The organism is Chitinophaga filiformis (assembly GCF_023100805.1).
GTDB classification, from domain to species: domain Bacteria; phylum Bacteroidota; class Bacteroidia; order Chitinophagales; family Chitinophagaceae; genus Chitinophaga; species Chitinophaga filiformis_B.
Window position 1 is genome coordinate 6646073 of sequence record NZ_CP095855.1, and the last position, 14122, is coordinate 6660194.

Here is a 14122-nt window from a genome sequence, read left to right on the forward strand (position 1 = left end):
GCTTTACACAGCCACACTATTTGTTTTTATTACCTGTTATTCAATTCTGCTATCATTGCCAAAAGATCGCTACCTGACACAGGTTGCAGATCAAAGGACACAGGAGAATAGTTTGCACCCGGCGCAGGTGCGTCAATTACCACATCTTTCAATTCAGCATAGAACTGCCCGTTGAGTGCTGTAATGGCCAGGAACGTGCCCTCCTGTCCTACCGGAACAACATTCTGATAACTCAGGAAGCCTTTGAAACCATCAGGGGCATCCAGGATGAGATTATAGAACTTGATAACGGAATTGATGTTCCTGGGTTTGAAGAAGAGCATGCTTGGCTGCTCAGGAGAAGAGCCCGGGGTCTCGTTATTGAACACATTAAAATATCCCAGTACGGTTGTTCTTGGTCCGCTAACCGTGTTAAAGGCATCGCAGTTGCTCCAGGTAAGCAGGTCTGTCAGCTGGAAATCGAGCGTGCCTGTGGATGGGTTAAACAATGCATAGCTGGGCGTCTGTGACCAATCAACGCCGGGATTCTCTGAAACAGCCTGCGCTACAGTAATGGGCTGATTCCGGTAATCAAAACCATCGAAAGTTTGCAGCACGCTGGTGTCGCCATCCCACATGGGGACACCGTTCCCCGGACGGTATTCTCCCCTGGGCACTACCCTTACTGTAATGGGGGTTGCCAGGGTCAGGTCAGCACCGGCTTCGGTAGCGCGTACAAAGTATTCACCAAAGGAAAGCAGGTAATCGCCGGCATTGGCGGTAGGTTTGTCTGCCAGCACAAAATCTTTCGGGGTCAGTACTTCCCTGATGGCAACAGTCACCAGGCCGGCCGGGAATGAACCATCCCGTCTGCGGAAAGCGCCCGCAGGGATGATGTATTTGCTGCCATTTCGGGTCGTAATGGTACTGTTCTCGCGGGACTGAACAGTGAAAAACTGGGTTTGGGGAGCCTCTTTTTTAAAGAGATCGGCCAGCAACAAAGCATCCTTACTGGGAGCAGGTGCTACAGCAGTGTTCTTGTTTAACTTCAGTTTTTGTTCTGCAGATTGTTTTTTACAGGCAGTAAAAACAGCAGCGATGGTTATTAGCAAAGCGAGTGCTTTGGCTGAAAGGGCTTTCATATTTATTGGTTTTGATTAGGAAATTTTCAGGGTATATTTTCTGCCGCTATGTATAGGTGGTGTGTCTTTGTACAATAATACATACAGCGACATGAAATGTCGCCGCAGCGGATAACACAAAAGCATCCGCGGGAAATAATGGGTCAATAAACATTACGGCAGGCCTGCCTTGTAAGCAAAGCCATTGACGACATCAGTCAATTCCTGCCACAGGTATCCTCATAAGAGGGGCAACTATCCGGGTTTGGATACAAACGCATCACAGATCATTCATCTAACTTCCGGACCTGGCTACATGCTCAGGTATTGCTGCATGGCTTCTTTCTTATAATCTGTAAAACTTCTCCCTGAAAAATTCTTGAAGAACTTACTGAAGTGTGCAATATCATCAAAGCCCAGGCTGTACGCAATCTCTTTCATGCTTGACCCGGAATAGGTAGCTTGTCTTTTAGCCTCCAGTACTACGCGCTGGCGAATGTGATGACTGGCTGGGAAGCCGGATACCTTTTTCACCATTTCATTCAGGTGATTGGGCGTCACCGCCAATTCATCAGCATAGTCGGCCACCAGTTTATAGACCATATATTTCTGTTCAACAATAGAAAAGAACCTGTTTACAAGCGACCTGTTCCCCTGTTTGGGGGCAGGTTGGGCAACGGGATTATACTGCCGGGTGAGATAGATCATGAAAATATTCAGGAGGCCTTTCAATATTTCGGCACGCAGCAGGAAAAAGTTGTCGTACTCCTTCAGCATCTTAACTACCAGATCTTCCATTTCCGTCCGCAGGTCTTCCGTCAGGCGGATCACCGTCGTACCGGCCAGCTGGTGAAAGGAATTTGGATGAAAGATCAGGGACGCATTATCTTTCGGCATAAGCAGGAATTCCTGGCTGAAGGTGATAACATAACCTTTTATGTTCCTGTTCAGTTTAAACTGGTGGATTTGTCCCGGAGTAAGGCAATATACCTGGTTAGGACCTACTTCCTGTTGTTCACCATCCACCCGGTACTGACCGTTTCCTTCCAATACCCATATCAGCTTAAAGCTGTTATGCTGGTGGGGGATATTGTTCATAAGATGATTGCTGGCCGCCCCCTCGTCCAGTTTATGGATCTTAAACAGCAAATCAGCTTTCTCAAGCTGCAAAGGAGGCTGTTCTGAGTGAGGATCCAGCGCGGTTTGCATATTACAGTAGTGAGTAGTTCTTGGCATAATGTGTGGTTAATGGTTCCGAATGAATGACAATGTAATCACGTGTATAGAAAAACAAATCATATACCACTCACCTAATCATATGATATACAGCGAATTGATATTTTTTCTTCAATTGACAATTAACTATATTTAGCGATTTCACTGTTTTTATTCGCTTTATTTGGCGAAAATTGCCTCCGTTCTCTCAGCCCCGCATCGGGCGCCGCGTCAAAGCAGGCGACATTCCCCCGATCAGTAGTACGACATTTCGCCCCGGAAATGGTGATATAACGAAATATCGTGTTTCCTCTTTTCTTTCAAATAGGATAAAATACTGATTATCAGCATAAAATAATCGGGCACATATTTGGAAACATCCTGGACATAAACCCACTGTATTATGAAGTTTCCGGAATATAGCTCCCTGCTGAAGAGTGAAAGTACTGACGCTGCCCTGCCTTTCAGGATTCATGCTATCCATAAAATGGGAGCGGATATAGCAGCTCACAATATGATCCCGCACAAACAGCAATATGTCGAGATCATCTGGATCATTAAAGGTGGCGGCACCCTGGTTATGGACCTCGAGAAATTTACTTTGCAGGATAACAGTATCTTCTGTGTTACGCCGGGGCAACTGCATCAACTGAAAGTTGATGAACTAACGGAAGGATATGTGATCTCTTTTACAGAAGCCTTCCTGCACATGGGGGAACAGGAATTTGACCTGATGTATAATTCGGGACTGTTCCAGTCATTCTCCCGGTCCGCGGGCATCAGGCTGGATAGTGATATTGCGGGAGAGATGCAGGAGATAGCACTTAAAATGCTGAAGGAAAGTAATAATGCGTACCTGTTCAAAACAGAGATGCTGCGCCGCTACCTGAAGATATTCCTGATATATGTTGCCAGGCAGTTCCAGGCCCCCTTACAAACGCTCATGCAGACCAGGAATATCGAGCTGGCGGAAAAATTCAAGTCGCTGGTGGAACTGCATTTTAAAACACACCGGAAGGTGGCGGATTATGCGAAACTGCTGGCGGTGACGCCTAACTACCTGAATGAGATCATTAAGAAGATCACCGCTTATCCGGCGAGCCATCATATCCGTCAGCGTATTATTCTGGAAGCCAAGAGAAGGGTGGCGTACGCTGATGAGTGTATGAAAGAAGTAGCGTGGTACCTGGGCTTTTCAGATATTGCACATTTCAGCAAGTTCTTTAAGAATGCAACGGGCACCACTTTTACTGAGTTCAGGAGGGAATGCCTTGTGCTGACAAGCAGCTGAGTGTCTTTGCCGGCGCCATTCCCGGGCATTCACTGTTTACTGCGTGGGATTGCCGGCACAACAACATTCCATGATTAATACAAGTTAAACCTCTATTCCTGCATTGTTGTAAAAGGTTTGATTTTTCATCTTTGCAGTGTTATCAACAAGATATCGGATCATCAGCGAAAATTTAACCTGATATTTTTATCAAGTTGGCATTGGTTACCAAACGGCTGTTTCTATTCAGGAACAGCTTTTTTATTGATGATAAAAAATAATAGCGCCACAGGGCTGTGGCGCTATCGGGTTACAAACATTATATCTACCTATTACAACTGTTTCTGATCTTTTGTCTATTTCCAACCACCTCCCAGGCTCCTGTACAGTTCAACGGAAGCGCTGAGCTGCTGACGGATAATATCTGCCTGCGTCAGTGAAGCTTCCAGTGATTTGCCCTGCGCGGTGACCACTTCCAGGTAATTGGCCATTCCACTGCGGAACAGCATTCTTGCCTGTACTACTGCCAGCTGGGTTGTATTCACCTGTTCCGATGCAATTTGCTGCTGGGTTTTCAGCTTATCCAGCTTTACAAGCGAATTAGACACCTCTCCTATTGCATCCAGTGTTATCTGGCGGAACCGGATCACGGCCTCTTCGCGTTGTACCTTTGCCACTTCCAGGTTAGTTTTCAACTGTCCCCGTTGAAAGATGGGTTGTGTAATACTACCTGCTACGGTACCGAACAGGGAAGCAGGCAGCGTGAACCAGTCGCTGGCTTTGAAAGCATTTACGCCACCGCTTGCGGTGATATTCAGCGAAGGGTACATGCTGGCCTGCGCCACGCCTACTTCCGCATTGGCGGCTTTCAATGCCATTTCCTGCGCCCTTACATCGGGGCGGTTGCTGAGCAGAGCCGCCGGTACGCCGGTGGGCAACAGTTCGCGCAACGGTGTACCTGTCAGGGTGGTGTTGTATGCTATGGTACCGGGCAGCTCACCTGCCAGTATGCGCAGGGTATTCTGCTCGATGGCCTTAGCCTGTTCCAGCTGCGGTATCAGCAGCGCAGCGGTTTGCCGTTGTGCAACTGCCTGTTGTACCGCCAGTTCAGTGGCTTCACCGGCTGTCTTTTGCAGCCGTATCATCTGTACAATGGTATCGCTCAGGGAGACATTGCTGCGGGCGATATTCAGCTGGGCGTCCAGCATGAGCAGGTTGTAGTAACTGTTGGCAATATCGGCCACCAGTCCTGTCTGCACTGCATGCATGCCTTCATACGTTTCCAGGTAGCTGGCCAGTGCGGCTTCCTTGCGACGTTTTATTTTTCCCCATACGTCTATCTCCCAGGACAGGCCTCCGCTGAGACTGTAGTCTTCAATATGATCTGTACCGAGGAAAGTATTGAGGCTGGTACCGTTTAAACTGTTCTTCGAAGGGATGGAAGTAGACGCTGCAGCCTGGAGATTCACAGCAGGCAGCCAGCCTAATTTTGCCTGTTTCAGATATGCCTGTGCCGTTTCTATTCGTTTCAATGCCAGCTGCAGATCATAGTTCCCGCTCAGCGCCCTTCCTATTAATCCCTGAAGAGTGGTATCTGTAAAAAACTGTTTCCATTCTATTGTTGCAATACTGCTGTCTGCCGTCGTAGTAGCGGCAAGGACAGTGTCGCTGTACTGGTTCGGCAGCGCCAGTGCGGGCCGTTCATAATTACGGCCCACCCGGCACGCTGCAAATCCTGCAACTATAAAGAAAGAGACGATTTGAATCCTGATATATTTTAGTGTCATCCTGTTTTTCTTTATGCTTTAATATTAAATGCGCTATACTGTTGCATCTCCTGCCAATTCAGGCGAAGCAGCTTTCAGCGGTTTGCCGCTGATCTTCTCCTGCAAATACTGGAAAACGATGAACAGCACCGGGATCGCAAAGACACCCAGTATTACGCCCGTCAGCATACCTCCGGCAGCGCCGGTACTGATGGAACGGTTACCCAGCGCGGAAGATCCTGTTGCACGCATCAATGGTGTCAGACCCGCCACAAAGGCGAAAGACGTCATCAGGATAGGACGTAAACGCAGGCGTGATGCTTCCAGCGCGGCCGCCAGCAGTCCCATACCATTACGGCGCCGCTGCACGGCATATTCCACGATCAGGATGGCGTTCTTCGCCAGCAACCCTATCAGCATGATCAAACCTACCTGTACATATATGTTATTGTCGATACCAAACATGTTAATGAACAGGAATACGCCGAAAATACCCAGCGGGATAGACAATATCACTGAGAATGGCAGGATATAACTTTCATACTGTGCTGACAGCAGGAAGTATACGAACACAAGACACAGGAGGAAGATGATACCTGCCTGTCCGCCCGCCGCAATCTCTTCTTTGGTCATACCTACCCATTCATAGGAATATCCTCTTGGCAGGTATTGCTGTGCCACTTCTTCCACTGCCTTGATGGCATCACCGGAACTGTAACCAGGTTTAGGCTGTCCGTTGATGGTCACTGCATTGAACAGGTTATTGCGGGTCACAGTTTCAGGACCATACACCCTTTCCAGTTTCACAACAGCATTCAGTGGTACCATTTCCCCTCCATTGTTCTTCACATAGATGCCGTTCAGCGATTCCGGTTGTGCACGGGAAGGCGCCTCTGCCTGTACGATGACACGATAGTATTTACCAAAGCGGTTAAAATCAGATGCGAAGGTACTACCATAGTATACCTGCATCGTTTGCAGCACATCTGACACAGATACGCCTAATTGTTTCGCCTTTGTTTCATCTATCTCCAGGTTATATTGCGGGTTGCCGGCATTGAAAGTGGTAAATGCAAAAGCGATCTCCTTACGTTTCATCAGCTCACCGATGAAACCATACGCAGTATTGGCCAGTTTATCCAGCGGACCACCGGTACGGTCCTGCAGGATCACCTCAAAACCATCCACGTTACTGAAACCAGGTACTGTTGGCATGTTGAACATAAAGATGCTGGCTTCCTTGATATTGGCAAGCCTTGCCTGCATCATGCCCATCACATCTTTCAGATCTTTTGCCTGTCCGCGGTCCTCATGCTTTTTCAGTTTCACGAAACCAATTGCATAGGCAGAGCTGTTGGAGTTGGTGAGCAGGTTGAAGCCGGAAACACTCAGGTAAGTATTCACCGCTTCCATTGCCTTCATTTCCTTCTCTACCTTGTTCACCACTTCCTGTGTACGTTGCAGGGAAGTACCCGGAGGCATGGTCACAGAGTATACTACGAAACCGTTATCTTCTGTCGGTATGAACCCGGTAGGTGTTCTCTTCACTAACCATGCAGTCACACCCAATATCAGTAACAGTGCCCCGATAGGTATCCACTTACGTTTCACCAGGAAGCGTATACTGTTGATATATTTATTGGTCACTGCTTCAAAACCTGTATTGAAAGCCTTGAAGAAGCGGCTGCCGAAGCCTTTGGTATAAGCGGCGCCATGTACATCTTTGCTGTGATTGTTTTTTAGCAACAGGGCGCACAATGCAGGGCTCAATGTCAGGGCGTTCAGCGCCGAGATCAGGATCGCGATGGCCAGTGTGAAGGCAAACTGCCGGTAGAACACCCCTGCCGGTCCCTGCATGAAACCAACCGGAATGAACACGGCGGCCATTACCAGGGTAATGGAGATGATCGCCCCGGAGATCTCCTGCATACTGGTGATCGTTGCAGTACGCGGCGTCATATTGATATGCTCCATCTTCGTATGGACGGCTTCCACGACCACAATGGCATCGTCCACCACAATACCAATGGCCAGTACCAACGCAAACAGCGTCAGCAGGTTGATCGTAAAGCCGAACAGCTGCATGAAGAAGAAGGTACCAATAATGGCGACAGGTACGGCTATGGCCGGGATCAGCGTAGAGCGGAAGTCCTGCAGGAAGATGAACACCACAATAAATACCAGTATGAAGGCTTCTATGAGCGTATGTTTCACCTGGTCGATCGATTCATCCAGGTATTCTTTGGTGCTATAGATATTGAAGTAGTCGACGCCCTGTGGGAAAAGGCCTGCCGCCTTTTTCATCAGTTCGTTCACCTGTGTCTGGATCTCATTGGCGTTTGAACCGGCGGTCTGATAGATGGCGATACCGATACCATACTTACCATTCACGTGTGTATCACTGCTGTAAGTAAAGGAACCGAATTCAACACGGGCCACATCTTTCAATCGCAGGAGAGAACCGTCAGCATTTGCTTTCAGCACGATGTCCTCATATTGTTCATTCTGGTTACGTTTACCTTTATATTTTATCACATATTCGAATGCTTCCTTGCTGCTTTCGCCAAAGCGGCCGGGCGCGGCTTCCAGGTTCTGTTCCCTGATAGCGGTCAATACGTCCTGCGGGGACAGGTTGTTGGCAGCGAGGCGGTCGGGGCGCAACCATATACGCATGGAATAGTCTTTGGCGCCAAACACCATTGCCTGTCCTACCCCGGTTACACGCTGTATTTCCGGGATGATGTTGATCTTCGCATAGTTCTGCAGGAATTTCTCATCATATTCTTCCTGATCGCTGATCAGGTTCACCACCATGATCATACTGTTCTGTTGTTTCTGCGTGGTGATACCGGCGTTCACTACTTCTACAGGAAGCAGGCTGGTAGCCTTGGAAACGCGGTTCTGCACGTTTACTGCCGCCAGATCGGGATCTGTACCTAATTTGAAATATACGGTCAGCGTCATGGAGCCGTCGTTGTTGGAAGTGGAGGTCATGTAGGTCATGTTTTCCACACCATTCACCGCTTCTTCAATAGGGGTAGCTACAGAACGGGCTACGACTTCTGCGTTCGCACCAGGGTAAGAGGCTGTAACAGCCACGCTGGGCGGCGCGATATCGGGGAACTGTGTAACTGGCAAGGTGGCCAGGGACAATAATCCCAGTAACACCAGTATGATGGAAACCACCGTTGCCAGTACGGGCCTTTCTATAAATTTTCTTAACATAATCTTGTTGCATTAGTTGTTGATCCGGATGTCTGAAGCGTAATTGCCCTATATGGCCGTTATGCGCCATTTAAAGGGCTCCGATGCTGTCTGCGATCGCTTAGAGCGGTCTTGCTTTCAGCAGACTATCCAGTGATATTGGTTGTGGCTGTATAACAACGCCATCGCGGAGACGATCCAGGCCTGTATAGACGATCGCTTCTCCGGGCGCCACACCTTTTTCCACGAAATAATAAGCGTTACTCTTACCTGATACTTTGATAGGTTTGCTGACTACCTTATTACTGTCGCCAACAGTAAAAATGAATACTTTGTCCTGCAACTCGAATGTAGCTTCCTGTGGCACCACCAATGCAGCAGGAAACGATTCAGAGATCTTCACTTTACCGGTATTACCGGAGCGCAGCAATCCGTTAGGATTTGGAAATACTGCACGGAAGCTGACAGCGCCCATTGTTTTGTCGAACTGACCTTCCATGGTTTCAATACGGCCTTTCTCAGGATAGATGGAGTTGTCGGGCATGACCAGTTCCACAGGAGGTAATTGTTTTACTTTTTCTGCGATGGTGTTGCCTTTCACTTTGTCTTTGAACTGGAGGAAGTCAACTTCACTCATGGAGAAGTAAGCATACACTTCGTTCACATCGGAAAGCAATGTGAGTGGTTGTGTTTCGCTACGTCCTACGAGGCTGCCTATTTTATAAGGGATGCGGCCAATGTATCCGTTCACCGGTGCGGTGATCACTGTATATCCGACGTTGATACGTGCATTGCTGACCATCGCCTGTGCCTGTGCGACATTCGCTTTTGCGGCCTGTAAAGCAGCGGTAGCGGTTTTCAGTTGTACGTCAGAAACAACGTTATTGTCTACCAGCGGCGTAAGCCTGGATACTTCGAGTGCAGCTTTCTGTTCGTTAGCTTCTGCAGCAGCGAGGCTGGCAGCTGCATTGCTGAGCTGCTCACGGTAAGGACGATCATTGATGCGGAAGAGCGGCTGGCCTGCTTTCACATAAGCGCCTTCATCCACAAAGATCTTGTCGAGATAGCCATCTACCTGTGCGCGGATCTCCACGTTCACCCGGCCTTCGAGTGCGGCGTTATATTCACGATAGGTAGTAGCAGGCACTGCTGCAGCCTTGAATACAGGCAATGCAGTGGGAGGAGGAGGAGCTCCATCTGATCTGGCGGAAGAAGAGGTGCAACCTGATAATACTGCCATAACAATTAAGCTATAGAGAAAGCCCGCAGGCTTTTGTTTGTAAATGAGCTGAAATAAATGGTTCATACGGTTTGTTTTTCTTGATAATTGACAATAGCATTCCATGCTGCAATCCTTATTGGCGATTTCAGATACATTGTGGAGCTATGGGCAAATCCTGCCTAGCCCTTTCCAAGGTGGAAGGAAAGGAAACAGTAGTTGTCACGTAGTAAGCACTACGGGGTAGATTTACACTTTAAAATTTTAAAAACTGCTAAGAGAAATAGTTTCCGGCGGTTAGCAGAAAGAGAATTTGAACTTCATGAGCTTGCGGTTTTAGTTTGACGGTTGCTAAAACAGTTTATTCCTATCGATAACTACAAAAATAGAACGTATGGTTTTGAAAATCGTTTAACAAATTACGGTATTAGTTGTACTTTTCCCGGATGCTTCTCTGAAAAGACGCTGGTGTTGCGCCTGTATGTTTTTTAAAGAAACGGTTGAAATATCCGTCATCTTCAAAGTTCAGTTGTCCTGCTATTTCCTTGATGCTATGCTCGCCCCAGTACAGTAACCGTTTTGCTTCGGTTATACGTTTCTCATCTATGATCTGTTTGGCTGTTTTTCCCATGGCAGATTTGATGGTATCGTTCAGGTGCCCTGGTGTTACGAACATCATATCTGCATAGTGTGCTACCTGCGTTTTATCTTTATAGTGAATGTCGGACAGCTCGTTGAACTGCCGTACGATACGGTTAGGCAATGTATCTGACTGAATAGATGCGATGTCGAGCTGTGGCAATCTTGCCGTTGCGGCCATAAAAGATTTCAGCTGACTACGGATGATCAGTTCACTCAGCGGCTGAGGGTTCTCTATTTCTCTCAGCATCAGGCGGGCGAAACTCATTAACTCTTTTAACTGGCCATCCGTCAGTTCAATCACTGCTTTTTCAAACAGGCATCCCCAGCATATCATACCACTGGCAGACGTCTCTGGTATCAGGAATTCCTGTGAAAAAGAGATGTTCACAATTTCTGACAGGCTATCTCCGCTATGCTGATGTATCTGGTCGGGTGCGAGCAAGATCAGCGCAGGTGCTTTCACAGTATATTTTTCGAAATCAATATATTGTACGCTTTCGCCTGACAACAGCAGGGTAAGGCTATAGTTAGAGCGTCTGTGGGGCTCTGACATATCCCCAGGTTGTACCAGATATGTAGTACGGTCAATATGAAATCCTCTCACCGGATTACCAGGCCTGTTAACGTCGGCATAGTTGTAAACGGGTATCAATACATTATTCCTCATAACACTTGGCGATTTGTTATTAATAATGGTTCTAACAGTAAATAAGGTGATCAGACAGACTGATTAGACTAATTGATCGGACAGAAGCAGGTGGTAACAAGTAGTATTAACGTATAGTACAAATATGGTGGTACAAAAGTATAAATTCCACTCACATTTTCTAGCAATCCATTGAATTTTAATTTGGCTTGATAATTTAATACTATACGATTCTTGCTACATTTCAATACCATATTTAATTAGCCGGCTAAATAATATGGCAAAAAAAAGGAAAAAATGACCCTATTCTTCCTCTTCGATGTTATCCAACACCTGCATTAATAGTCGCCTGAGCAACACCTTTTCTTCCGTGCTCATATTTTTTACAATCTGTTGTTCCAGTTTATTCCAGGTAGTATCTATGATCTCAGTTGCAGCTTCTGTTCCTTTTTCAGTGAGTTTTACCCTGACCACGCGCTGATCCGCACAGCATTTTTCCCTTGTCAGGAAGCCGTTCTTTTCCAGTCTTTCGGCCATTCTTGTTACTGTAGCGGGGGTAACGTCCAGGTTTTCCGTGAGTTCGTTCATTGTCATCTGTCCTCCGCATAATAGCTGTGCCAGGAAGTGTTCCTGACCGGCATGGAGGTTGTAGGCGGCCAGCATCTGGTTGCCCTTGTTCCTGTGTACCTTGCAGATCTGCACAAGCAGGTGGCTGATGGTACTGCACATCATCGGTCTGTTCATGGAACAAATATAATAATTAGCCGGCTAAATAAAATCAAATTGTTCTTTTGTATGTCTTTTTATTGTCATCTGTTAAATAAAAATCGGGTGTACCAAGTTGCGCTGGTACACCCGATTTTTATTCTTTTAACGCTAAGTAGCTTCGGTTTCAGTATGGGATGGCGGTCGGTAGCAATTACTTTGCTGTTTCCTTCGCTTCCTTGGGTCGCTCTTTTACCAGTACCAGGTCGGCCATAGGTACGTTCATCGGGATGTTCCCCAGCTTGACGATGCCACGTTTGTCGCGGATCTCCATCAGCTTTCCTACCTGGCCATTACTTTTTATTTTCACCTGGTCGCCCAGTTTGAGGTCCCCTCCTACTACTTCAAGGAATTTCTCCTGCACTTTCTTTTCGAAGCGCTCGTTGATCTGCTTTTCCTTTTTACGGAATAACAATGCCTCGGCCTGCTTGAGCACTTTCTGCTTGTCGTCGGTACGCTTCCACTCTATCACGATCTGCTTCATCTTGCGCTCCATATCCTTCAGGTATTGCAGTTCCTCTTCCTTGATCTTATTCTGGAGCTTGAGGGTGGTGAATTGCTGTGTTTTCCTTTCCTTGTCGGAGAGGATCTCATATTCACGCTTCAGCTTTTCATTTTCTTTCAGGAGCTTCTGCAGTTCCTTCTCCTTGGCCTCAATCTTCTGGAGGTCCTGTTCGGCTTTATTCAGCAGTTTATCCAGCTGGAAATGCCCTTCATCCACCAGGTTCTTGGCGCGGGATATCAGCGCAGGATGTAAACCGATACGCTGTGCAATGGAGAACGTATAGGAACTACCCGGCTTACCGACGATCAGTTTATACATGGGCAGCAGGTTCTCTTCGTCAAAGCCCATTGCCCCGTTGATGATACCTTTTACCTTATTGGCCATGACCTTCAGGTTCAGATAGTGGGTGGTTACGATCCCAAAAGCGTGTTTCTTGGCCATTTCCTCCATGATCACCTCAGCAAAGGCGCCCCCCAGGTTAGGGTCGGAACCACTTCCCAGTTCATCGATAAAGAACAGGGTCTTGCCATTGGCATTTTCCATGAAATATTTCATGTTCCTCAGGTGGGAGCTGTATGTACTCAATTCAAACTCCAGCGACTGCGTGTCACCGATGTGGATCATCAGCTGCCGGAAGATGCCTAGTTGTGAGCTGGGATGTACCGGCACCAGCAGGCCGGCCTGCAACATAAGCTGGATCAGGCCCACCGTTTTCATGGTGACCGTTTTACCACCGGCGTTAGGACCACTGATCACCAGGATATGGTTGTCCTTGTCCAGGGTGAGGTTCACCGGGATAGTCGGTTTCTGATTACGACGGTTGTATAACAACAGCAGGGGGTGATAGGCTTCTACCAGGTGCAGTTGCGCATGCGGCGAGAGCATGGGGTAATTACCGTCCATGTCCAGCGCCAGTTTGGCCTTTGCCCTGATAAAGTCGTACAGTCCGAGGATCTCGTGATAATTGTTGAGCAGCTGTGCATGCTGGCTGAGTGCAGCAGTCAGTGTACGCAGGATCTTGTAGACCTCCTTGCTTTCCTCTCTTTCAAGGGACATTACGTCGTTGTTCAGCTCAATCGTTTCTTCCGGCTCTATGAAAGTAGTACGGCGGGTATCAGACTCTCCGTGCTGGATACCTTTCACCATACGCTTGTTTTCAGCGTAGACGGCCACTACCCTTCTGCCATTGAGGAAGGCCTCCTCGGTATCGGCCAGGTAACCCAGTTTGCTGAGTTTACTGAGCACACGGTCGAATGCGCGGCGCAGTTCATTCCTTTTACGGAAGAGGCTCATACGGATCTTCGCCAGTTCGGGAGTGGCATTATCGCGCACATCTCCGTTCTCGTCGAGCACTTCGTCAATCAGGGCAGTGATCTTCTTTTCATAGTGGGTATGCGTGATCACGCTGAACAAGCCGGCGTACTGTACGCGCCTGTCGTGATCAAAGAAACGTACGATACTGTGCATACTTTCTGCCAGTTTGCGCAGCAGCATGATCTGTTCTCCACTGAGTACCGCACCCTGAATGCCCAGCATCCGAAGCTCATTTTTCAGGTTCAGTACATAATCGTTGGGAAAATGCTCCTGCAGCAAAGTAAGCTGCTTGTATTCATGGGCCTGTTGAAGGGCCGTTCTGACGTAATCAATATGGGTGTGCAAACGCAGGTCATCTGCCATCTGTTTACCCAACTCGGTTTTACAATGCTCCTTTAACAAAGCCTGTACCTTGTCAAATTCCAGCTGAACCAGTGCTGAATCGGGAAAATATTTCATCTTACTTATCCATACAA

General features: G+C 47.7%; 9 protein-coding genes. 1 reads left to right on the plus strand and 8 read right to left on the minus strand.

Translation table 11 applies throughout. The features are described 5' to 3' along the window. Nucleotides 1–29: 29 nt before the first annotated feature. Nucleotides 30–1121, minus strand: a complete 1092-nt coding sequence (locus MYF79_RS25855; RefSeq protein ID WP_247810778.1) for a hypothetical protein — start codon at nucleotides 1119–1121, stop codon at nucleotides 30–32. Between the two features lie 291 nt (nucleotides 1122–1412). Next, nucleotides 1413–2336 carry a helix-turn-helix domain-containing protein gene (locus tag MYF79_RS25860; RefSeq protein ID WP_247810779.1) on the minus strand — a complete coding sequence of 308 codons (924 nt, stop codon included), beginning with the start codon at nucleotides 2334–2336 and terminating at the stop codon, nucleotides 1413–1415. 382 nt (nucleotides 2337–2718) lie between these two features. Here MYF79_RS25860 and MYF79_RS25865 point away from each other — a divergent pair, with 382 nt between their 5' ends. Continuing rightward, nucleotides 2719–3606: an AraC family transcriptional regulator gene (locus MYF79_RS25865; RefSeq protein WP_247810780.1), complete on the plus strand. Its 888-nt coding sequence runs from the start codon at nucleotides 2719–2721 to the stop codon at nucleotides 3604–3606. Nucleotides 3607–3941: 335 nt separating this feature from the next. Here the strand turns inward: MYF79_RS25865 and MYF79_RS25870 are convergent, their stop codons facing one another. The 6 genes from MYF79_RS25870 to MYF79_RS25895 all read right to left on the minus strand — a co-directional run bounded on the left by MYF79_RS25870 (nucleotide 3942) and on the right by MYF79_RS25895 (nucleotide 14105). Continuing rightward, nucleotides 3942–5372 (minus strand): efflux transporter outer membrane subunit, encoded by a 1431-nt coding sequence (locus MYF79_RS25870; RefSeq protein ID WP_247810781.1) that lies wholly within the window; start codon nucleotides 5370–5372, stop codon nucleotides 3942–3944. Between the two features lie 33 nt (nucleotides 5373–5405). After that, on the minus strand, nucleotides 5406–8576 hold the full coding sequence (locus tag MYF79_RS25875; protein WP_247810782.1) for an efflux RND transporter permease subunit: 3171 nt from the start codon (nucleotides 8574–8576) through the stop codon (nucleotides 5406–5408). Nucleotides 8577–8676: 100 nt separating this feature from the next. Next, nucleotides 8677–9861, minus strand: a complete 1185-nt coding sequence (locus MYF79_RS25880) for an efflux RND transporter periplasmic adaptor subunit (RefSeq protein WP_247810783.1) — start codon at nucleotides 9859–9861, stop codon at nucleotides 8677–8679. A gap of 340 nt (nucleotides 9862–10201) precedes the next feature. Beyond that, nucleotides 10202–11083 carry an AraC family transcriptional regulator gene (locus MYF79_RS25885; RefSeq protein ID WP_247810784.1) on the minus strand — a complete coding sequence of 294 codons (882 nt, stop codon included), beginning with the start codon at nucleotides 11081–11083 and terminating at the stop codon, nucleotides 10202–10204. A 282-nt stretch (nucleotides 11084–11365) separates the two neighbouring features. After that, the gene (locus MYF79_RS25890) at nucleotides 11366–11806 is read right to left on the minus strand and encodes a MarR family winged helix-turn-helix transcriptional regulator (RefSeq protein WP_247810785.1); all 441 of its coding nucleotides are present in this window, start codon (nucleotides 11804–11806) and stop codon (nucleotides 11366–11368) included. Between the two features lie 175 nt (nucleotides 11807–11981). Next, nucleotides 11982–14105 carry an endonuclease MutS2 gene (locus MYF79_RS25895; RefSeq protein WP_247810786.1) on the minus strand — a complete coding sequence of 708 codons (2124 nt, stop codon included), beginning with the start codon at nucleotides 14103–14105 and terminating at the stop codon, nucleotides 11982–11984. Between the last annotated feature and the right edge of the window lie 17 nt (nucleotides 14106–14122).

Coding starts and splice junctions, on each gene's coding strand:
- MYF79_RS25875 (WP_247810782.1), bottom strand. CDS start 8,576: ATGTTAAGAAAATTTATAGAAAGGCCCGTACTGGCAACGGTGGTTTCC.
- MYF79_RS25880 (WP_247810783.1), bottom strand. CDS start 9,861: ATGAACCATTTATTTCAGCTCATTTACAAACAAAAGCCTGCGGGCTTT.
- MYF79_RS25895 (WP_247810786.1), bottom strand. CDS start 14,105: ATGAAATATTTTCCCGATTCAGCACTGGTTCAGCTGGAATTTGACAAG.
- MYF79_RS25860 (WP_247810779.1), bottom strand. CDS start 2,336: ATGCCAAGAACTACTCACTACTGTAATATGCAAACCGCGCTGGATCCT.
- MYF79_RS25890 (WP_247810785.1), bottom strand. CDS start 11,806: ATGAACAGACCGATGATGTGCAGTACCATCAGCCACCTGCTTGTGCAG.
- MYF79_RS25870 (WP_247810781.1), bottom strand. CDS start 5,372: ATGACACTAAAATATATCAGGATTCAAATCGTCTCTTTCTTTATAGTT.
- MYF79_RS25865 (WP_247810780.1), top strand. CDS start 2,719: ATGAAGTTTCCGGAATATAGCTCCCTGCTGAAGAGTGAAAGTACTGAC.
- MYF79_RS25885 (WP_247810784.1), bottom strand. CDS start 11,083: ATGAGGAATAATGTATTGATACCCGTTTACAACTATGCCGACGTTAAC.
- MYF79_RS25855 (WP_247810778.1), bottom strand. CDS start 1,121: ATGAAAGCCCTTTCAGCCAAAGCACTCGCTTTGCTAATAACCATCGCT.